Origin of the sequence: Mesorhizobium sp. M0496, from assembly GCF_040321205.1 — a bacterium.
Classification (GTDB): Bacteria; Pseudomonadota; Alphaproteobacteria; order Rhizobiales; family Rhizobiaceae; genus Mesorhizobium.
In genome coordinates, this window is record NZ_JAMYRC010000034.1 from 42,627 (window position 1) to 61,017 (window position 18,391).

Sequence of the window (18,391 nt, forward strand, 5' to 3'; positions counted from 1 at the left end):
TGCGATTAGCGACGCGCGAGAAGCGCGAAGAGGAAGCCAACGCCGACGGCGATCGCCAGTGACGTCACCGGCTTTTCGCGCACGCTGGCCATCATCTGCGCTTCGATATCCTTGGCGTTGCTGCGCAGACTGTCGAAGGCAGCTTCGCCGTGCGCACGCAGCTGCTCGACCCCTTCGGTGGCCGCACGGCGGGCTGTGCCATAGCCATGCTCGCCGGTCTTGGCCAACTGCTTGGTGAGCTTGTCGATATCGGCCTTCAACTGCCTGATGTCGGCTTCAAGGTCTGCATTTGCACGGGCGTCGCTTGCGGTCTTTCCTGCGGCAGTTGCCATTGCTTAACTCCTTGTGATTGCTTGGTTTCAAACGCGCCGCATGTCTCAAGGTTCCGACACCAGGGACAAACTAGCCGAAAACGCATCGGCGCGCACCCTGCCCGCCGACATGGTAAAAAAGCGCTTTGCCAAATCAGCGGCCGACGAATCACCTGCCGTGCAGGCCGATCAGATCGCCGAGCATGAGATAGTTGAGGATTTGGCGGCGGCCGTCCAGCAACAGCTTGTCGACGGCGAGCTCGCCTTTCTTGAATTTGCCGATGAAGGCCAGTTCCTGTTTTTCGAAGTCGCGGAAAACCGGCACCGCGATGGGCAGTTCTCGCAAGGATACTTACGGTTAGAGCGAGCGCGATTGTCCTGAGCTGACATTTCGCCCCCTTCGAAAGCCCGCTCTTTGGAAGGGCTGCATTTCAATGCGTTGCAAGGATTGAGGTTCCGCCGCCGGCCACATGTCTTTTTTAAATGACAGCACGCCAATTAGCGATCATGAGTCTATGCGTTTCGAGGAGTCATTGCCTGTGCCCACATTGCCTGTGCCCACATTGCTTGACGGATTGCGGATTCTCGTCTTGGAGGACGAATTTCTCATCGCCATGGATGTCGAGCAGCTTTGCCGTGACCACGGCGCCGGTGAGGTGGTGATCGCCCGCGATCTGACCGAGGTCGATGGCCGGGAGGTCGCCACGCAATTCGATGCGGCCATTGTCGACCTCATGCTGGGCGGCGCCTCGACACTCGATTTTGCTTCGGGGTTGCGCGCGGCAGGCGTACCTTTCGTGTTTGCGTCGGGCTATTCGGATGCCGATGAAATCAAGGCATCGTTTCCGGGCGTCAAGCTGGTCGGCAAACCCTATTCGGGTGAAGACCTCGTGCAAGCGGTGGCGGCGGCCTGCGGACGTGCTTCTCCGGGTTGAGAAGATGCCGACCCTTGCGGATCGCGCCTGGCGCCCGACCCTTGCGGATCGCGCCTGGCGATCGCAGGTCAACTGGCCGGAGTGCCCGTTACCTGGGCCGAAATCGCATCCGGACCATACTCGTCTTCGCCTGATATTTTCAGGATCTCCTGCAAGCGCGTGCGGGCCCGGCTGACGCGGCTCTTGATCGTCCCGACCGCGCAACCGCAAATCTCGGCGGCCTCCTCGTAGGAGAAACCCGACGCACCGATAAGGATGATGGCTTCGCGCTGATCCTCCGGCAATTGCTCGAGGGCGCCGCGAAAATCCTTCAGATCGAGCTGGCCATGCTGGGCCGGATGAACGGCAAGCCTGGCCGTCATGATGCCGTCGCTGTCCTGCACTTCGCGCCCGCGTTTGCGCATCTGCGAATAGAATTCATTGCGCAGGATGGTGAAAAGCCATGCTTTGAGATTGGTGCCAGGCTGGAAGCTCTCATGCTTGTCCCACGCCTTGACCAGCGTTTCCTGGACGAGATCGTCCGCTTTGTCGGCATTCTGCGTCAGCGACACGGCAAAGGCGCGCAAGCTCGGGATCGCCCCAAGCAGATCGGTCTTGAAGCCTTGGGAGACCGCTGCCATGCTTCAGTCCTTCTTCTGTGCGGGTTCGGCCCGTTCCAGTTGGCTGAGCAACTGGGCAAAGCGATCCGGCACATCGTCGGAGACCAGCTCGTCGTAATATTGTTTGAGTTTGCGTCCGATTTCGGAGTTCGGCCCGAGGGCGTCACCAGAACCGTTCCGGCGCCTGCCCGCGGCGCCAGCTAGAATATCTTTCGTCATATCCTTCATTTTGCCCTTATATTCCCAGCACCAAGCCGCTCACAACCGACTCAACACAACGCAAGCGGCACCCTCGTCTGGTTGCCCATCCCGGCATTCAAACGCCGTTCCCCCGCATTAGTTCCACCGAGACCGGAACTTTTTCTCAGGAAGGGCGTTGTTTAACTAGGCTTGCAATCAGCTTGACCTGCAATCTATGCAATCACGTCATTCTGAGGGAGACGTCTTATCATGAGCTTATCCGCCACCATCGCACCACACCTGCCATTCCTGCGCCGCTTCTCGCGGGCCGTTTCCGGATCACAGGAAAGTGGCGACGCGCTGGTCGCCGCGATGCTCGAAGCCATCATCGCCGATGTCGATATCTTTCCCGAGGCATCGAGCGACCGCATCGCGCTGTACAAGGTTTTCGCCAAGCTGTTCACATCGGTCGCCATCCGCGTCCCGCAGGAGCAGGCGCAATCGGCATGGGAACAGCGCGCCGCCGCCAATCTGAATGCGCTTGCGCCGCTCCCCCGCCAGGCCTTCCTGCTCGTAGCCGTCGAAGGTTTCAGCGAGGACGAGGCAGCCGAGATTCTCGATGTCGGCGACCAGGAGTTTTCAGAGCTGCTGGCGCAGGCAAGCAACGAGATATCCCGCCAGGTGGCAACCGACGTGCTGATCATCGAGGATGAACCGCTGATCGCCATGGATATAGAGGAAATGGTCGAGAGCCTCGGGCACCGCGTCGTCGGAACGGCGCGCACCCATGCCGAGGCGGTGATGATGTTCGGCAAGACACGGCCGAAGATGGTGCTGGCCGACATCCAGCTCGCCGACGGCAGTTCGGGCATCGAAGCCGTGAATGAGATCCTGTCGTCGACATCGGTGCCGGTCATCTTCATCACCGCCTTTCCCGAGCGTCTGTTGACCGGCGAACGTCCCGAACCGGCCTTCCTGGTCACCAAGCCGTTCAATCCCGACATGGTCAAGGCACTGATCAGCCAGGCGCTGTTCTTCGATCGCCAGGCGAAAGCCGCCGCATAGTCGGGAATTGAGGAGCGGAGGAATTGAAGAATTGACGAACCCAAGGCGATAGCCTCGCTCGCCGATTTTCTCCCAGATCTTCAAATTCATCAGTTCTTCACTTCGTGCCGCCTGATGCACGCATCGGGCGGCAACGGCGAAATTCCTCCTGCGCCTCCGGCTCCGAACGATTTGCAAGCATCGTCTTTTTCGGCAAAGGGTGGAACAAACCGCATCTACCCACGTTTTCATCGCACCATTAGAAGGAGATGAACCATGCTTTACTGGGCGCTCGTATTTCTCGTCGTGGCAATCATCGCCGGCGCGCTTGGTTTTGGCGGCATCGCCGGCACGTCTGCGGGGATAGCGCAGATATTGTTCTTCATCTTTCTCGCCTTCCTGATCATTTCCCTCCTCGCCGGCCTATTCAAACGGGCGTCGTGAGGACCGGACACTGGAAGCCGCACCCCTCAAACGGTTTCCAGCCACCGCCGGGCGGTATCCTGCAAAGGGCACCGTCCGGCGGACCGCTTTTGGAGCTGGTTTTCGGGAATTCTCTTTTGGAACCCATTCAACAGTGAGCCGTTCAGCCTGAGTTGGGTGGACAGATTGGCCGATGCGTTCCAGAACCGGAGATAGGAAAGACGACGTGCAAAGCGATGAAGTGATCGCCCTGCATCCTGCCGAAAGCGGCATGCAGCTTGGCCGGGCTCTTCTCCACGCGTTGCACAATGCCGGCATTTCCGTGCTCTATCAGGATCGCGAGATGAAAACCGTATGGGCGCGCAACATGCGCGCGCCTTGGGTTTCCGACGCCGCCGACAGCAACGGCATCCTGCCGGCGGCGCAGGCCGATCGCATTGGCTCGGCCAAGCGCGACGTCATTGCATCCGGCACCCCGCAACGTCTCGAGATCAGCGTTCCCGTCGAGGATGGCATCCGCTGGTTTCAAGTCTGGATCGATGCCGACCACGGCGATGGCGGCACGGTGCAAGGCGTCGTCACCACGATGGTCGAGACGACCGAGCAGAAACGCCGTGAGCAGACCCTGACGACGCTGTTGCGCGAAGTCAGTCATCGCTCGAAGAATCTGCTGGCGATCATTCAAAGCATAGCCACCCAGACCGGGCGCTACTCCGACGGCATCGGTGATTTCCTGACACGCTTCCGCGGCCGGCTGCAGTCGCTGGCTTCGTCCCAGGATCTCGTGACCTCCTCCAATTGGCGGGGCGCCGCACTTCGCGAACTGGTATCGGGCCAGGTTGGCCGCTACGGCGGGGATCCGGTGCGCAGCCTGCGTTTTCAGGGGGCAAACCCCTATCTCAATCCCAACGCTGCCCTGCATATCGGCCTCGCCATGCATGAACTCGCCGTCAACTCGGTGAGCTATGGCGCCCTGTCACGGCCGGATGGGTTCGTCGAGGTTACAGCCAACCTGACCGTCGCCGACACCGGGCCCTCTCTGTCTCTGACCTGGGCCGAGACGATCGGAGCCAATGACAACCAGCGTAGCGAGAAGCGCTTCGGTAGCGTCGCACTCGAACGGGTCGTGCCGGCATCGCTAAACGGCACGGCGACGCTTGAAATCGCGGCTGGCCGCCTCGAATACCGCCTTGTCGTTCCGCATGGCAATTTCGAGACGGAATGAGCGGCTCCTTAACCGGCTGTTCACCATAAAAGCGGATGCTGTTTTTCCCAGACACCGCTTGAACCTGTTGCATCGTCGGACATTTCCGCAGCAGGACTTGCAGCATGGTGTGGGAGGAATGCCTTTGACGGTTGCCGACATGAACAGACTGGAACAGGCCGCTCGTATCTCCATGGGCGAGTTTGAAGACTCCGAGGCAACCGTGCCACCGCCTTCTGTCCGCCATATCTCGATGCGCATTCTCGCCTTAGGTCTGGCTGCTGCGGTCATACTCGCAGTCATGCTACCAGCTGAGTTCCTGACGTCAACGCCCCGCGCGCGCTGGCCGCTCAACACATCGCTGCATTGTTGCTGGTCATCGGCTGCTCGAACACAATGACCGACTGTCGTGAACTCCAGGTTCCTGTAAGTGTCTTCGAAACCGCCGACCAATGCGTTGCCGAACGGCCGTTTGCGATGAGCGATGTTCAAGGGCAGGCTCAGCATATCGTAGCCAAGTGCCTTCCGGTGGATCCGGCTCTGGAAGACGACTATGACCAGATCGTCTGGAATGTGCATCCGGACGGCACGCTCGACGCTTCCCTGGCGATTTCCAGCGTCGTGATAGCGTCGAACACGATACGCCCAGAAAAAGACTATCTTCGCCAACAATAGATTGCAGCAGCAAAGGCCTCCATTTCATGCTAAATGGCGGTTGGAGCTTATTAAAGTGAGGACACAAAGTGAGGAGTGACTCTATGCGGAAGATGATTATTGCCATGGTTGCGGTGGTGGCGGTCAGTGGCTGCACCTCGACCGAACAGGACGTGGTTGGCGGCGGCTTGATTGGCGCCGGTGTCGGCGGCTTGGTCGGCGGCGGCAAGGGCGCGCTGATCGGCGCGGCCGTGGGTGCTGGTTCCGGCCTGCTGGTGCGCAATCTGCGCAATGGCTATTGCCAGTATCGCGATCATCGCGGCCGGATCTACACGGCTCGCTGCAACTAATTCGGCGATAATCGAAACGTTGATCCGGAGACCGGTTAGCCGGCCTCCGGTTTTTCGTTGTTTGGATGGTTGATTCTGCGCCTGACGATCGCGCTCAGTTCGCCAGGGGGATTCTGATTTCCACGTTCAGGCCATTGGGCTGGTAATCGCGCTTGATCGTGCCGCGCAATTCGCGCGTAACGTTGAGGTCTATCAGCTTGGTGCCGAATCCGGTCTTGGCAGGCGCTTCGAGTTTCTTGTGCCCGGTTTCGCGCCAGTTGAGAGCAAGCGTCCTATCACGCCCGCGCCCTTCGAGCGACCAGTCCACTTTCAGCGCCCAGTCCCCCTTGAACGAATTGGCCGAATTGCCGGCTTCGCCGTATTTCAGCGCATTTGTCGCCAGTTCGTGAAAGGTCAGGCCGAGCGCTTGCGTCGTGGTTTCGTCGAGCAGCACCTGCGGCCCTGACAACAGCTCTTCGGGCAGCTCCTTGCCGAACACCTGGCCAAGCTCGATGCGCAAGAGATCGCCAAGATCGGCCTTCTGCCAGCGCGAACGCGTCAGCATGTCCTGGGACGCCGCCATCGCCTGGAGCCGGGCCGAGAAGGATGCGGAAAACTCATTGACGTCGGTGGCCCGCGACGCCGTCTGGCGCGCGATCGCCAGCACCCTGGTGATCGAATTCTTGATACGATGCTTCATCTCCTGCAGCATCAGGTCTTTTTCGAGCAGGCTCTTTTCCGTGGTCTCGTGCAAGCGCGACGCCGCCTCATAGGCCCGCTCCTGATAACGCGCCACCAGCGCGATGGCGCCCGCCAACAGCAGGCCAAACAGCCCCAGCATCACCGGAATGGCGCGCGACGACGGCTGCGAGAAGGCGCTCGTCGGCCGGAACAGCACAGTCCATGGCCGCCCGGCCACAATGATCTTGCGGGTGACCAGCAGCCTGTCCCCCAAGGTCGAAGCCGGTGGCGTCTCCGACCGGAACAGCAGATTGTCGCCGTTCACAGCGCCGTCGCCGTCGTAGATTTCCGTGTTGACCGGCAGCAGCGGGGACCGGCTGAGCGCGGTCTGGAACAGGTCGCGAGCTCGAAAGGCCGCATAGAGAAAACCGGCTGTGGAGGATCTGGGCGCATTGATGGCATCGGGTGCGGTTTCGACATTGAGCCGCACGAAGACGAGGAAACCGGTGAACGTCTGCGCGGCACCGGTGTCGTGGCCCAGCTGCACCAGCCCGCTGGCGTGCTGTTGGTCGTCCGACATCGCCTTTTCGATCGCCGCGCGCCGTACCGGTTCACTGAACATGTCGTAGCCGACGCTGGTCTGGTTGGAAGGGTCCTGCGGCTCGAACAGCACGACCGGAGTGCGCCATGGCTGCGTGGTATCAGGATAGATCGGATGGCTGACGCCATGGTCGCGCAGCATATCGCGTTCGATCGCTGCCTCGTCTCCAGCCTTCGCCAGCTTGAGATAGCCGATGCCGCGCAAGCCGGCAAAGTTTTTGTCGACATCGAGCGCTTTGAAGAACGCGTTGAACTCGTTGCCGGAAATATTGCCGTTGCGGGCATCGAACAGGGCCTGCGTCGAGCGCAGCAGCGACAGATGCAGGTCGATGCGGCTCTCGATCCGGTTGAGCGCGTCGTCGGCCGTCGCTTCGAACTTGATGCGGGCGGCCTCCTGCGTCGCGAAATAGGCAAACCCCGCCATCGTCATGCTGATCAGCGCAACGGCGATGAACGCGACGGTTGGAAAAAGCTTCTTCAACGGATGATGCGGTCCATGAGCATGTCGAGCCTTTTATGGGGAAGTCGCCGTGCCAATACAATGGCAAGGCCAAGCCATCCTGACGGCTGGCACATCGGATTGTCCGAGACCCGGCACATTCCTCCGGTCAGGCGGCATCGCTACCGGCAAGCCTCAAGCGGCGATCTTCAGAGCGCCCGGTCCTGGAATGGCACCGGGCGGGCATTTGCCCAAAATGATCATGCCGAGCACCTCATCCTGGGTCACGTCCGTAGTGCGGGCGGTGCCGACGACCTGGCCGTTCTTCATGACGCAGACCCGATCGGCAAGGTCGAACACATCGTGGATGTCGTGGCTGATCAGGAAGATGCCGATGCCGTCGGACTTGAGCTGCTTGACCAGTTCGCCGACCTGCGCCGTTTCCTGCGGGCCAAGCGCCGCCGTCGGCTCGTCCATGATCAGGATACGTGCGTTGAACAGGATCGCGCGCGCGATCGCCACCGACTGCCGCTGGCCGCCCGACAGCTTGATCACCGGCTCCTTGAAGCGCTGGAAGCGCGGATTGAGCCGGCCCATCACCTTGCGCGCCTCCGCCTCCATGGCAACGTCATCGAGCGTACCCCAGGCGGTCATCAGCTCGCGGCCGAGGAACAGATTGGCGGCGGCGTCGACATTGTCGGCCAACGCCAGCGTCTGGTAGATCGTCTCGATGCCGTATTTCTTGGCGTCGCGCGGGTTGGAGATCGATGCCTCCTCGCCGTTGACGAAGATCTGGCCCGCATCGCGCTTGTAGGCGCCGGACAGGATCTTGATCAATGTCGACTTGCCGGCGCCATTGTGGCCGAGCAGCGCCACGACCTCGCCGGGGAAAAGATCGATCGAGGCGTCGTCAACGGCGCGGATGCCGCCGAACGCGATCGAGATGTTGCGCATATCGATCAGCGCGGTGCCCATGGGAGCGGTCTTGTCTGCCATGATCTTGTCCTCCCTAGACGCGCTTGCGATAGACGGTGTCGAGCCAGACGGCGATGACCAGCACTGCGCCGACGACGATGCTCTGCAGCGGCGAGTCGATGCCAAGCAGCACCATGCCGGACTGCAGCGACTGCATGAGCAGCGCGCCGAGCATGGCGCCCAGCACCGTTCCGGAGCCGCCGGCAAGCGAAGTGCCGCCGATGACGGCGGCGGCGATCACCAGCAACTCGTCCAACGTGCCCAGCGCATTGGTCGATGCGTTGAGACGGGCCGACGAGATCGCCGCGCTGATCGCGGCCAGCACGCCCATGATCATGAACACCTTCATGGTCACCCAGCGCGTGTTGATGCCGGCGAGATTGGCGGCCTCCGGATTGCCGCCGATGGCAAAGACATAGCGGCCGAAACGGGTGCGCTTGGTGATGAAGGTCATGACGATGCCGACCGCGACGGCCATCAGCACCGGTATGGCGATGCCGTGGGCGATGAACAGCCCGCCTTCGGGAACGGTGATGCCGTTCTGCTGCGCATACTGGCGCACGATGCCGATTGGCCACGGATAGGAATTGGCGATCCAGACGGCTCCAAGGATGGCAGCGCAGGTGACTACACCGAGAAAGGTTTCCGCCCAGACGGGGCGCAGTGGAAAATTGAACCGTTTGCGCTGCGACCGGCCGTTGAGCAGCGCGAAGGCGACAGCCACGCAAGCGACGATGCCGATGATCCAGCTGGCGGTGGCGCCGATCGAGCCCCGCGGTCCTCCGCCCATCAGTTGGAACGTGGAGTCAAGCGGCGCGACCGTGCGCCCGTTGGTGATCAGCCATGCCATGCCGCGCCAGACCAACAGACCGCCCAGCGTCACGATGAAGGCAGGAACTTCGAGATAGGCGATGATGAAGCCCTGGAAGGCGCCGATCACAAGACCGAGCACCACACCGGCGGCCAGCGCGATGATCCAGAGCCAGGGATTTCCAAGCTGGAAGCCGATGACACGAATGAGGAATTCGGCTTGCGCCACGCCCATGATCATACCGATCACGCCTTCGACGGAACCAACCGAAAGGTCGATGTTGCGCATGACGATGACCAGCACCATGCCGGTCGCCATGATCGCGACCGAGGAGGTCTGCACCGACAGGTTCCAGAGGTTGCGCGGCGTCAGGAAAAGTCCACCCGACAGGATGTGAATGCCGACCCAGATGACCAGCAACGCACCAACCATGCCAAGCATGCGCGTATCGAGTTCGGTTGCCTTGAGGAAGCGTCCGACAGTGCTCAGTTCGGACGCGCGCGCCTGGTCTGCGGGCGTATTTGCGGGGTTGGACGTCGTGTCGGTCATGATTTCCTCCCACCGGCTGGCCGTCCGACGCGGATACCGGAACCCAGCCTAGAAGCTATCCGCGCGATGCGGAAACACAAATCTTTTTGAGAAAACGCCGCGGCTTTGGGCCGCGGCGTTGAGAATGCAGGAAGAGACCGGCTCTTAGTTGCAGGCCGCAACGGTGCCGGCGGCAACACCCGCGCAGACTTCGTCCTTCTTGATCCAGCCGGCGTCGATGACGACGTTGAGGTTGTCCTTGGTGATGGCAACCGGGGTCAGGAACAGCGACTTGACAGTATTGCCGCCCGGCGTCGTGAAGTCCTTGGCGCCGGCAATATCGGCCGTCTTCTTGCCATCGGCCAGCTGCGAGGCGATCTCGGCAGCGTTCTTGCCGAGCTCGCGCGCGTCCTTCCACACCGACACCGTCTGCGTGCCTAGCGCGATGCGGTTCAGCGCGGCGTGGTCGCCGTCCTGGCCCGAGACCGGCACGGTGCCGGCAAGGCCCTGTGCCGTCAGCGCCGCGACGACGCCGCCGGCGGTGCCGTCATTGGCCGCGACCACGGCATCGACCTTGTTGTCGTTGGCGGTGAGGAACTGTTCCATGTTCTTCTGGGCGTTGGCGGGCAGCCAGCCGTCCGTATAGGCCTCGCCGACATTCTTGATCTTGCCGCTGTCGATGGCTTCCTTGAGCACTTCCATCGAGCCCGCGAACAGGAAGTCGGCATTCGGATCGGCACCCGAGCCCTTGATGAAGACATAGTTGCCTTCCGGCTTGACCTTGAACACTTCGCGGGCCTGCATGCGCCCGACTTCCTTGTTGTCGAAGGTCAGATAGAAGACATCCTTGTTCTCGATCAGCCGGTCATAGCCGACGACCGGAATGCCTTCGTCCAGCGCCTTCTGCACCGCCGGGCCGATGGCCGAGGCATCCTGCGCCAGGATGATCAGCGAATTGGCGCCCTGCGAGATCAGGCTTTCGACATCGGTAAGCTGCTTACCGGGATTGGACTGCGCGTCGGCGGAGATATACTTGTCGCCGGCTGCCTCGATCGCCGTCTTCATGGCGGCCTCGTCGGTCTTCCAGCGCTCTTCCTGGAAGTTGGACCACGAGACGCCGATGACCTTGTCCTTCGCCTGCGCGACCGACGCGAGCGTCAGCGACATTGCGACACCCGCCAGGATGGCGGCTGTGAATCTTTTCATATTATCCTCCCTGCGCCGCGTATGGCGCGACCAAACTGACCCGAAGGCCGGCACAGAGGCCCTATTTTTTCGAGCCTCGAAAAAATACTGGTCCAACACCCGAACACTGTCAACATCGATTCTGATGGATTTTGATGTGCTCGCGAATTTTTTTCGAGCCCCGGAATAAATAAATGACAGAGTGGACGGCTTCTGCCAGTATTTGGCTGCGTTGCCGACAGCGTTCGAGGGCACGGAGAACCGCGGCGACCGGGAGGACTTGAAGAAGCATGTCGGTCGGAATCCGCCACGACGATCTGCGCCGCCGCAACCGGGCGATGGTGATCGCGGCCGTACGCCGCGCCGGACAGCCGTCACGCACCGAGATCGCCGCGACCACGGGGCTCAGCCACTCGACCATATCGGCGATCTCCTCCGACCTGATCGGTGAAGGCATCCTGACCGAAAGCAAGCCAAGCGAGGCCGGCTCGCTCAAACGCGGCCGGCCTCAGGTCGGCCTCAGCCTCAATCCGGAAGCGGCGGCGGTGATGACCGTGGTGCTGTCGTTGAATTTTCTCTCCGTCGCCGTCATCGACTATGCCGGCCAGGTGGTCGCCGAGGAACAGCGGCGGCTGGACACACTGACCATGTCGCGCGACGCGCTGATCGGCGAATGCGTCGCCATCGTGCGGCGCCGCCTTGAAGACCCCGACCTTGACGTGCGCAGCATCGCCCGCATCGCGTTGGCGATCCAGGGAATCACCGACACCCGTGCTCGCGCCATGCTGTGGTCGCCGATCACGCCGCACACCGACATCGCTTTCGCCGACATACTCGAAGACGAGTTCGCCATCCCCGCCACCATGGAGAACGACTGCAACATGATGGCGATAGCGCTGCGCTGGCGCGATCCCGATCGCTACCGCGACGATTTCATCGCCATTCTCTTGTCGCACGGCATCGGCATGGGCCTGGTGCTGAAGGGCGAGCTGTTCACCGGTACCCATTCCTCGGGCGGCGAATTCGGCCACATGATCCATCAGCCGAACGGCGCGCTCTGCCGTTGCGGACGGCGCGGCTGCGTCGAGGCCTATGCCGGCAACTACGCCATCTGGCGCAATGCAAGGCAATTGGGTGAGGACGCGGAACCCGTCGCCGATGTCAGCGACGCCGACATGCGCGCCTTGGCGACCGCGGCCCGCGAACGGGATGGGCCTGAGCGCGAGGCCTATCGCAAGGCCGGCGAAGCGCTCGGCTACGGTCTCGGCAGCCTGTTCGCCCTGATCGATCCGGCCCCCGTCGCCATGGTCGGCGCCAGCGCCGCCGCCTTCGACCTGATCGAGCCGGCATTGCGCAAGGCGATTGCCCAGACCGCCGGCGGCCAGCATTCGAAGTCGATTTCCTTCGACACCGAGCCGAACGAATTGCCGCTGATCCGCGAAGGCTGCGCCATGCGCGCGCTGACCTTCGTCGACCAGGAAATTTTCGCGCCCGGCGCGCAGGCGCGAGGGAGCGCCGGAAAGAGTGTTGCGTGAGGACCAGGGTCAAAATTGCGCGGTCCGCAACATCTACCGCTCCGTGAAAGCGCGAGCGAAGGAATCAAGCATCGGCCGTGCGAGATACTCGAAGAAAGTCCGGTCGCCAGTGCTGATGAACGCTTCGACCGGCATTCCAGGGTAAAGCTGCTCCACTTTCACGTCGGGCGGCAGGTTGGCGGCAATCTTCAGCTTGGCGCGGAAATAGGGTTCATGCGTACCCTGGTCGATGAGCCGGTCCGCGGAAACCTGTGTCACGATGGCTGATATCTCAGGGGTGAGCCGCATGTTCAACGCGGACAAGCGCAATTTTGCCGGCTGGCCGACACGAACCTGGTCGATGTCTTTCGGCGGCAGCCGTGCATCGACGATCAGGCCCGATGCCGTAGGCAGGATCTCCATGATCTTCTCGCCGGGGGCAATCACGCTGCCCTTGGAATTGTAGGTGGACGACACCACGATGCCCGCCGCCGGTGCCTTGATCGTCGTCCGCCGCAGCACTGCCTCGGATGCGCGCATCTGTTCGTCAATGTCGGCCAGCGAAGAACGCACCTCGTCGAGCTTCGTCAGGGCTTCCTCCACGCGTTGCGTGGTCAGGCGCTCGATCTGCTCCTGGGCTTCGACGATCTGGGTGCTGGCCGATGCAAGATTTGCCTCCAGCGCCCCTCCCTGCCCGACGAGATCGGCCTCGCTACGCAAAAGCTGCGAATATTCAGTGCGATTGGTGAGGCCCTTGTCCAACAGGCCGGTCTTGATGCCGAGTTCTTTCTTCACGACTTCGGCCTGTTGCTGAATGGCCTGTTTCTGGGCCTGCAACCCGACAACAGACTGGCGATGCATGGCAACTCGCTGCGCGAGGATCGATTGTTCCGATCGAAACCGGGCGAGCCTGGCGTTGAATTCCTTCTGCTGTTCTCGAACCAGAGCCTCGAAATCGTGCTGGAACGGTGCTGGCGCGGCCACTGTGATTGGGGCAAGCTGATCCAATCCGTCGCGTTCCGCCTCCAGCCGCGACGCGCTGGCCTTCAACGCGATCGACTGTCTCGTCAGCCGGTTGAGTTCGGCTTGCGCGGCTGTTCTATCCAGCAGGATCAGATCCTGGGCCTGCTGCACGCGATCACCTTCATGGACCAGCAACTCTTGGATGATGCCGCCCTCAGGATGCTGGATGAGGATGTTCCCGCCTGTCGCCGAGATGGTGCCTTGCGTGATAACCGCGCCGGACAACGGTGCACTGACCGCCCAATAGCCAAAGCAACCCACCAGTATCGCTATTGCCGCGTATCCGGCGAATGCCACCCGCCGGATGTCGGTGCGTGCTGTGCCTTCCCAGGCGAGGCTCTGCGCTGTCATCTTCTACGATCCAAAGCGGACGCTATGAGGGGTGCTGCGGACCGTCGTGGCAAAAGACCCTGTCACCGCCATGCTGCGCTGTGGAGGAAGGCCGTTGCCGGCAATCGGCTGCCGCAACACGTCGCCGCTTGGACCGAAGGCTTCAATCACTCCAGCGCGCAGAAGCATCACGCGGTCGCAGGCCGCGGCGATCGAAGGGCGGTGCGTTACTGCGATTGTCGTAATGCCCGCCGCTTTCGCGGCGGCAAGCAGTTCTTCGAGCGCGGCTTCGCCGCTGCCGTCGAGATGGGTACTGGGCTCATCCAGAACGAGAACACGCGGATTGCCGTAAAAAGCGCGCGCCAGTCCGATCCTTTGGCGTTCGCCACCCGACAGTGTTCTGTCCGACGGACCTATTCTGGTCTGATAGCCGTCTCGCTGCTCCAATATCAACTCATGCGCCCGGGCATTCTTTGCTGCCTCGACGATCGAGGCGTCATTTGCATTGGGTTCAAAGCGGGCGACATTTTCCGCGATCGATCCGGGAAAGAGCTCCACCTCCTGAGCGAGATATCCGATATGCCTGCCAAGCTGCTTCTCGTCCCAGCTTCTGAGGTCGGAGCCGTTGATCCTGACGCAGCCGCTGGTCGCCTGGATCGCACCGACAAGCAATCTCGCCAGGGTGGACTTGCCGGCTCCGCTCGGGCCTATTATCGCCACCGCTTCGCCTGCGCCGATGTGGAAGTTCAGTCTCTTGATGATGGGTTCGGTGCCGGGCGGGGCGTTCGGCGCGACAAAGATCAGGCCCTGCACGACAATTTCGCCGGACGGATCAGGCAAGGTCAGTTTTTGCGCTTGTGCCGGCTGGGCGGAAAGCGCCTTGTCCAACCGCTTCCACGATCGTCTGGCGTCGACGATCTGCCTCCATGACCCGATCAACTGGTCGAGCGGCTGCAGCGCGCGGGACGACACCAGGGAAGACGCGAAGATCATCCCGGCCGTCATCTTCCCTTGCAGCACGAGCCATGCTCCGACACCCAGTATCGCCAGCTGAAGTATCATGCGTACGGCTCGCGACGTTCCACTGAAAATCGCGTTGGCCATCGACGAACGGTCATGCAGGACTAGCGCCTCCGCCACGTGCCTTCCCCACACTCGCGCGGCGTTTTGGACCATGCCCATGGCACGCAGCGTCTCCGCATTCCGGGCAAAGGCTTGCTCCGACAGGCTGGCAACAGCCGAGCGTTCCGCCGACAAGGCGTCATTCCTGCCGGTGGCAAACTGATTTGCCACAACCAGCGCAAGCAACAGCGCAGATCCCGCCAGCGTAAGCCAGAACAGCAAAGGATGGATGAGGTACAACAGGGCGAGGAAGAACGGAGCAAACGGCAGGTCGAACAAGACCGCCGCGCCGCGTGACCTGATGAATGCGCATACCGAGGCAAGGTCTCGCAGTGGATTCAGGGCTGCTCCGCCGGCGTACTTAGCCTCAAGCGAGACGGCGAATGTCCTCGCGCCCAGTCTGTTATCGACAGTGGCTGCAACGCGCTGCGTGTAAACGGAGCGGACCGCATCGAGGAGGCCGAGAAAGGCGAGCGCGAGAACCGCGATAGCAGAGAGGTAAAGAAGCGTCTCGACGCTGGAGGAAGGCAGGACGCGATCATAAACCTGCAAGAGATAGAGGGGGATCACCAATAGCAGGATGTTGATGAGGAACGAGAAAACACCGACATCGGCGATGGCGCGCCTCAAGACTGCCCGCAGACCAGACTGTGCAATCATTCCCGCGCTCCTAACGGCTCATGGCCCCAACATGAGGGCGTCGCTTAGACCGAATGGTCGCCGGCGATGTCCAAGGGGTGGTGCTGCAGGTCGTCCAGCGTATAGGCGCGGATGTAGTCGATCTTCATCTCCGCCGGCGTAGCCAGATGGTCAGGAGGCTGGCCAGCAATGCCGCCCACCGCGAGATCGGCCAGCATATACATGGGATCGTGCATGTCGGCGGGCGTCGCCGCTTGAGCGACCTTAACACCATCGTAGGTCCAGACGAGCTCATCCTTCGTCCAGAGCAAGCCATAGGTGTGGAAACCGTCGGTGTCCGCAACGTTCACCGTGGACGAAACCTTGGTGTGCGCTCCCGTCTCATTGGTATGCGCCGTCATGTAGAGCGTGTTCGGGTCCTGGCCGCGCGTTTCGACAACGTCCAGCTCCGGCGGCCACGAGCCGTCTTCAGGAAGCAGCCAGAAGGCCGGCCAGGCTCCGGCCGTTTCGGGCAGGTCCGCCCGCATTTCGAAATAGCCGTAGGTTTGCGCGAAGGTGTCGTGGGTCGTCAGTATCCCCGAGGTGTATTCGTAGTTGTTGATCAGAGGCTTGATGTCCTCCGGCGCCTGCGCGGCGGTGATGGTGAGGACGCCGTTTTCAACGCTGAACGGGTGGACGGAACTCGTCGGGCCATAATTGGCGTCGATATACCACTGCAACTCGCCATTGCTGCTCAACGTGCTGCCGTTCGGCGCTCCCCACCAGAAATTGGAATTCCAGGTGCCGTCCTGCCCGTCCCGAAGGCTCAGCGTGTTGAAATCGTCGGAGAAGGACAAAGTCATGCCGGACTTGTCGATCGGAAGTTCGAACTGGGTGGGCTGCAACTTGTCGATGGTCGTATTCTTGAACACCAGGATCTCGTCGGATCCGAGGTTCAGCATCACGTTCGATTCCACCTGGACCATCTGTGAACGGACGGCATCGAACGAAGTGAAGTCATACCCGTTAAGGCGGACCGCATCGGTCGCACCGAAATCGAAGATAAGATCACTTCCATTTCCTTTGGAGATGGCGAAAGTATCGGCGCCGTCACCACCGATCAGGACATCATTTCCCTTGCCGCCATCCAGCGTCTGATGACCCGATCCGCCCTTGATGATGTTGTCCAACGCATTTCCGAACGCATATCGATTGGCGCCGGTAACGACGAGGTTCTCGAAATTGTCGGGGAGCTTGTAGCTCATCCATGTGTCGATCGTGTCGATCCCTGCCCCGGGATCTTCAACCACCTTATTGTTGGTGGAATAGAGGTGATAGTAGTCGTCGCCGGCGCCACCGTAGATCGTGACATTGACGCCGGTGTCTCCCCAGAAGGAGTCGTTGCCGGAGGTGCCATGCAGTTCTGGCCCGGACCCGGTGGCCGAGAACCAATGAGTGGAAGCGCCGGTGTAGGGAAGGGGGATGCCTTTGGCGTTTAAGACCGTGCTCATCAGAAATCCTTCCTCATGGTGTCCGACCTGGTCAAATCATTCGGCGCAAAGTCCGGCGACCGCTTTCAAAGCAACGTTGCAAAGAACGAGATCGTTCCACGGAATCGTCATTCGATCCGAGATCGTATTGAATATTCGGAGTACACACAATGAATAAAGAGCAGAGAACCTGCTGTAGGTTGAAGTAAATTTAATAAAATTGTGTATTTATGCAAAATACACATCCTATATATAAATTAACTCAAATTAATTCTTGAGTGCGCGGCTTGTTGGTCGGAGTCTGCGGGCAAGATGGCGATGTGACCGACTAATGCGTGTCGCTGGCCGTGCTTCCTGCCGCCAGCCGGGGCACATAGAGAGTTTGGGAGATCGGAGAACGCCAGAAGCTGCCTGTCGCTTTAGCCCAAATGCGGTCATTCGAAAACTGATGGGGATGACCGCTCCTGGCGTCACGTGCTCGCTCCCCATCGATGAGACGAATGCAACATTCCAGCCTTCGCGGCCGTTGGCGACCGCCTGCTAATCGAGTTTTCCTGGTCACGATCTATCGGGACGGAACAGGCACCTAATGCATGTCGCCCAAAAGCGACCTCGGTTTTGGGAAAACGACATGCATAAAAAACAAACACCTAAAGCGCGTCGCCTGAATCCGTTCAACCGCGACGCGCTTTAGTCTTCCCTAATCGCGTAGCCTGCCCCACGAATGGTCCGGATGACATCGGGCATGCGGCCATTGTTGACCGCCTTGCGCAGTCGGCCGACATGCACGTCGACCGTGCGCTCGTCGATGTAGATCGTCTCGCCCCAGACATTGTCGAGCAGCTGGCTGCGCGAGAACACGCGGCCGGGATGGCGCATCATGAATTCGAGCAGGCGGAATTCGGTCGGTCCGAGCCGAATCTCGCTCTTCTTGCGATAGACCCGGTGCGATTCACGATCGAGCACGATGTCGCCGACCTTGAGCACGCTGGACAGCACTTCCGGCTTGGCGCGGCGCAACAGCGCCTTGACCCTGGCCATGAACTCCGGTGTCGAGAACGGCTTGACCAGATAATCGTCGGCGCCGGTCGAGAGGCCGCGCACGCGGTCGCTCTCCTCGCCGCGCGCGGTCAGCATGATGATCGGCAGCCGCTCGGTCTCGGAACGCATTCGCAGGCGCCGGCAGAGTTCGATGCCGGAAACCGCCGGCACCATCCAGTCGAGCACCAGAAGGTCGGGAACGTTCTCCTGCAGCCGGATCTCGGCCTCGTCGCCGCGCGTCACCACCTCGACCTGGTAACCTTCGGACTCCAGATTATAGCGGAGCAGCACGCCTAGCGGCTCCTCGTCCTCCACCACCATGATGCGTGGCGCGATCATCGGCTGGTCACCCCTG

19 protein-coding genes and 1 pseudogene are annotated in these 18,391 nt (G+C 61.1%); 8 read left to right on the forward strand and 12 right to left on the reverse strand.

The features are described 5' to 3' along the window. Positions 1 to 5: 5 nt before the first annotated feature. Together NKI73_RS24555 and NKI73_RS24560 are read right to left on the reverse strand one after the other, a co-directional pair. The gene (locus tag NKI73_RS24555; RefSeq protein ID WP_352633365.1) at positions 6 to 332 is read right to left on the reverse strand and encodes an ElaB/YgaM/YqjD family protein; all 327 of its coding nucleotides are present in this window, start codon (positions 330 to 332) and stop codon (positions 6 to 8) included. A 154-nt stretch (positions 333 to 486) separates the two neighbouring features. Beyond that, positions 487 to 701: pseudogene (locus NKI73_RS24560) on the reverse strand (Crp/Fnr family transcriptional regulator); the annotation flags it as partial. 224 nt (positions 702 to 925) lie between these two features. Between NKI73_RS24560 and NKI73_RS24565 the strand changes: the two are divergent. Further along, complete coding sequence (locus NKI73_RS24565; RefSeq protein ID WP_352633426.1) at positions 926 to 1,246, forward strand: response regulator; 321 nt, start codon at positions 926 to 928, stop codon at positions 1,244 to 1,246. Between the two features lie 68 nt (positions 1,247 to 1,314). On the opposite strand, the gene NKI73_RS24570 is transcribed toward NKI73_RS24565, so the two are convergent. Then, positions 1,315 to 1,866: a sigma-70 family RNA polymerase sigma factor gene (locus NKI73_RS24570; RefSeq protein ID WP_352633366.1), complete on the reverse strand. Its 552-nt coding sequence runs from the start codon at positions 1,864 to 1,866 to the stop codon at positions 1,315 to 1,317. Between the two features lie 3 nt (positions 1,867 to 1,869). Continuing rightward, entirely contained in the window at positions 1,870 to 2,073 is a 204-nt protein-coding gene (locus NKI73_RS24575; protein ID WP_352633368.1) for a NepR family anti-sigma factor, read from the reverse strand. A 222-nt stretch (positions 2,074 to 2,295) separates the two neighbouring features. On the opposite strand from NKI73_RS24575, the gene NKI73_RS24580 reads away from it, so the two are divergent. The 6 genes from NKI73_RS24580 (at position 2,296) to NKI73_RS24605 (ending at position 5,700) form a co-directional block, all read left to right on the forward strand. After that, on the forward strand, positions 2,296 to 3,090 hold the full coding sequence (locus NKI73_RS24580; protein ID WP_352633370.1) for a response regulator: 795 nt from the start codon (positions 2,296 to 2,298) through the stop codon (positions 3,088 to 3,090). Between the two features lie 255 nt (positions 3,091 to 3,345). Continuing rightward, positions 3,346 to 3,513 (forward strand): DUF1328 domain-containing protein, encoded by a 168-nt coding sequence (locus tag NKI73_RS24585; protein ID WP_091578592.1) that lies wholly within the window; start codon positions 3,346 to 3,348, stop codon positions 3,511 to 3,513. Positions 3,514 to 3,685: 172 nt separating this feature from the next. Then, complete coding sequence (locus tag NKI73_RS24590; RefSeq protein WP_352633372.1) at positions 3,686 to 4,717, forward strand: sensor histidine kinase; 1,032 nt, start codon at positions 3,686 to 3,688, stop codon at positions 4,715 to 4,717. Between the two features lie 124 nt (positions 4,718 to 4,841). Further along, positions 4,842 to 5,096 carry a hypothetical protein gene (locus NKI73_RS24595; protein WP_352633374.1) on the forward strand — a complete coding sequence of 85 codons (255 nt, stop codon included), beginning with the start codon at positions 4,842 to 4,844 and terminating at the stop codon, positions 5,094 to 5,096. Next, on the forward strand, positions 5,093 to 5,371 hold the full coding sequence (locus tag NKI73_RS24600; protein WP_352633375.1) for a hypothetical protein: 279 nt from the start codon (positions 5,093 to 5,095) through the stop codon (positions 5,369 to 5,371). The genes NKI73_RS24595 and NKI73_RS24600 overlap by 4 nt, the downstream gene beginning before the upstream one ends. An 83-nt stretch (positions 5,372 to 5,454) precedes the next feature. Beyond that, positions 5,455 to 5,700, forward strand: coding sequence for a YMGG-like glycine zipper-containing protein (locus NKI73_RS24605; RefSeq protein WP_023757387.1), 246 nt, complete (start codon positions 5,455 to 5,457; stop codon positions 5,698 to 5,700). Between the two features lie 94 nt (positions 5,701 to 5,794). Here the strand turns inward: NKI73_RS24605 and NKI73_RS24610 are convergent, their stop codons facing one another. The 4 genes from NKI73_RS24610 to xylF all read right to left on the reverse strand — a co-directional run bounded on the left by NKI73_RS24610 (position 5,795) and on the right by xylF (position 10,919). Continuing rightward, the gene (locus NKI73_RS24610) at positions 5,795 to 7,441 is read right to left on the reverse strand and encodes a CHASE domain-containing protein (RefSeq protein WP_352633377.1); all 1,647 of its coding nucleotides are present in this window, start codon (positions 7,439 to 7,441) and stop codon (positions 5,795 to 5,797) included. 153 nt (positions 7,442 to 7,594) lie between these two features. Beyond that, complete coding sequence (locus tag NKI73_RS24615) at positions 7,595 to 8,395, reverse strand: ATP-binding cassette domain-containing protein (protein WP_352633378.1); 801 nt, start codon at positions 8,393 to 8,395, stop codon at positions 7,595 to 7,597. 13 nt (positions 8,396 to 8,408) lie between these two features. Next, on the reverse strand, positions 8,409 to 9,734 hold the full coding sequence (locus NKI73_RS24620) for a sugar ABC transporter permease (RefSeq protein WP_352633380.1): 1,326 nt from the start codon (positions 9,732 to 9,734) through the stop codon (positions 8,409 to 8,411). 144 nt (positions 9,735 to 9,878) lie between these two features. Then, on the reverse strand, positions 9,879 to 10,919 hold the full coding sequence (xylF, locus tag NKI73_RS24625) for a D-xylose ABC transporter substrate-binding protein (protein WP_352633382.1): 1,041 nt from the start codon (positions 10,917 to 10,919) through the stop codon (positions 9,879 to 9,881). Positions 10,920 to 11,188: 269 nt separating this feature from the next. Between xylF and NKI73_RS24630 the strand changes: the two genes are divergently transcribed. Beyond that, the gene (locus NKI73_RS24630; RefSeq protein WP_352633384.1) at positions 11,189 to 12,433 is read left to right on the forward strand and encodes an ROK family protein; all 1,245 of its coding nucleotides are present in this window, start codon (positions 11,189 to 11,191) and stop codon (positions 12,431 to 12,433) included. 33 nt (positions 12,434 to 12,466) lie between these two features. On the opposite strand, the gene NKI73_RS24635 is transcribed toward NKI73_RS24630, so the two are convergent. The 4 genes from NKI73_RS24635 to phoB form a co-directional block, all read right to left on the reverse strand. Beyond that, the gene (locus NKI73_RS24635) at positions 12,467 to 13,786 is read right to left on the reverse strand and encodes an HlyD family type I secretion periplasmic adaptor subunit (protein ID WP_352633386.1); all 1,320 of its coding nucleotides are present in this window, start codon (positions 13,784 to 13,786) and stop codon (positions 12,467 to 12,469) included. A gap of 3 nt (positions 13,787 to 13,789) precedes the next feature. Continuing rightward, positions 13,790 to 15,547 (reverse strand): type I secretion system permease/ATPase, encoded by a 1,758-nt coding sequence (locus NKI73_RS24640; RefSeq protein ID WP_352633388.1) that lies wholly within the window; start codon positions 15,545 to 15,547, stop codon positions 13,790 to 13,792. Positions 15,548 to 15,591: 44 nt separating this feature from the next. Beyond that, positions 15,592 to 17,016, reverse strand: a complete 1,425-nt coding sequence (gene eglC / locus NKI73_RS24645; RefSeq protein ID WP_352633391.1) for an endo-1,3-1,4-beta-glycanase EglC — start codon at positions 17,014 to 17,016, stop codon at positions 15,592 to 15,594. Positions 17,017 to 17,685: 669 nt separating this feature from the next. Further along, positions 17,686 to 18,375, reverse strand: coding sequence for a phosphate regulon transcriptional regulator PhoB (gene phoB / locus NKI73_RS24650; RefSeq protein WP_140509737.1), 690 nt, complete (start codon positions 18,373 to 18,375; stop codon positions 17,686 to 17,688). Between the last annotated feature and the right edge of the window lie 16 nt (positions 18,376 to 18,391).

What these genes read in the sequence shown, in the direction of transcription:
- NKI73_RS24555 (WP_352633365.1), bottom strand. Translation starts at nt 332, where the DNA reads ATGGCAACTGCCGCAGGAAAGACCGCAAGCGACGCCCGTGCAAATGCA.
- NKI73_RS24565 (WP_352633426.1), top strand. Translation starts at nt 926, where the DNA reads ATGGATGTCGAGCAGCTTTGCCGTGACCACGGCGCCGGTGAGGTGGTG.
- NKI73_RS24570 (WP_352633366.1), bottom strand. Translation starts at nt 1,866, where the DNA reads ATGGCAGCGGTCTCCCAAGGCTTCAAGACCGATCTGCTTGGGGCGATC.
- NKI73_RS24575 (WP_352633368.1), bottom strand. Translation starts at nt 2,073, where the DNA reads ATGAAGGATATGACGAAAGATATTCTAGCTGGCGCCGCGGGCAGGCGC.
- NKI73_RS24580 (WP_352633370.1), top strand. Translation starts at nt 2,296, where the DNA reads ATGAGCTTATCCGCCACCATCGCACCACACCTGCCATTCCTGCGCCGC.
- NKI73_RS24585 (WP_091578592.1), top strand. Translation starts at nt 3,346, where the DNA reads ATGCTTTACTGGGCGCTCGTATTTCTCGTCGTGGCAATCATCGCCGGC.
- NKI73_RS24590 (WP_352633372.1), top strand. Translation starts at nt 3,686, where the DNA reads ATGCGTTCCAGAACCGGAGATAGGAAAGACGACGTGCAAAGCGATGAA.
- NKI73_RS24600 (WP_352633375.1), top strand. Translation starts at nt 5,093, where the DNA reads ATGACCGACTGTCGTGAACTCCAGGTTCCTGTAAGTGTCTTCGAAACC.
- NKI73_RS24605 (WP_023757387.1), top strand. Translation starts at nt 5,455, where the DNA reads ATGCGGAAGATGATTATTGCCATGGTTGCGGTGGTGGCGGTCAGTGGC.
- NKI73_RS24615 (WP_352633378.1), bottom strand. Translation starts at nt 8,395, where the DNA reads ATGGCAGACAAGACCGCTCCCATGGGCACCGCGCTGATCGATATGCGC.
- NKI73_RS24620 (WP_352633380.1), bottom strand. Translation starts at nt 9,734, where the DNA reads ATGACCGACACGACGTCCAACCCCGCAAATACGCCCGCAGACCAGGCG.
- xylF (WP_352633382.1), bottom strand. Translation starts at nt 10,919, where the DNA reads ATGAAAAGATTCACAGCCGCCATCCTGGCGGGTGTCGCAATGTCGCTG.
- NKI73_RS24630 (WP_352633384.1), top strand. Translation starts at nt 11,189, where the DNA reads ATGTCGGTCGGAATCCGCCACGACGATCTGCGCCGCCGCAACCGGGCG.
- NKI73_RS24635 (WP_352633386.1), bottom strand. Translation starts at nt 13,786, where the DNA reads ATGACAGCGCAGAGCCTCGCCTGGGAAGGCACAGCACGCACCGACATC.
- NKI73_RS24640 (WP_352633388.1), bottom strand. Translation starts at nt 15,547, where the DNA reads ATGATTGCACAGTCTGGTCTGCGGGCAGTCTTGAGGCGCGCCATCGCC.
- eglC (WP_352633391.1), bottom strand. Translation starts at nt 17,016, where the DNA reads ATGAGCACGGTCTTAAACGCCAAAGGCATCCCCCTTCCCTACACCGGC.
- phoB (WP_140509737.1), bottom strand. Translation starts at nt 18,375, where the DNA reads ATGATCGCGCCACGCATCATGGTGGTGGAGGACGAGGAGCCGCTAGGC.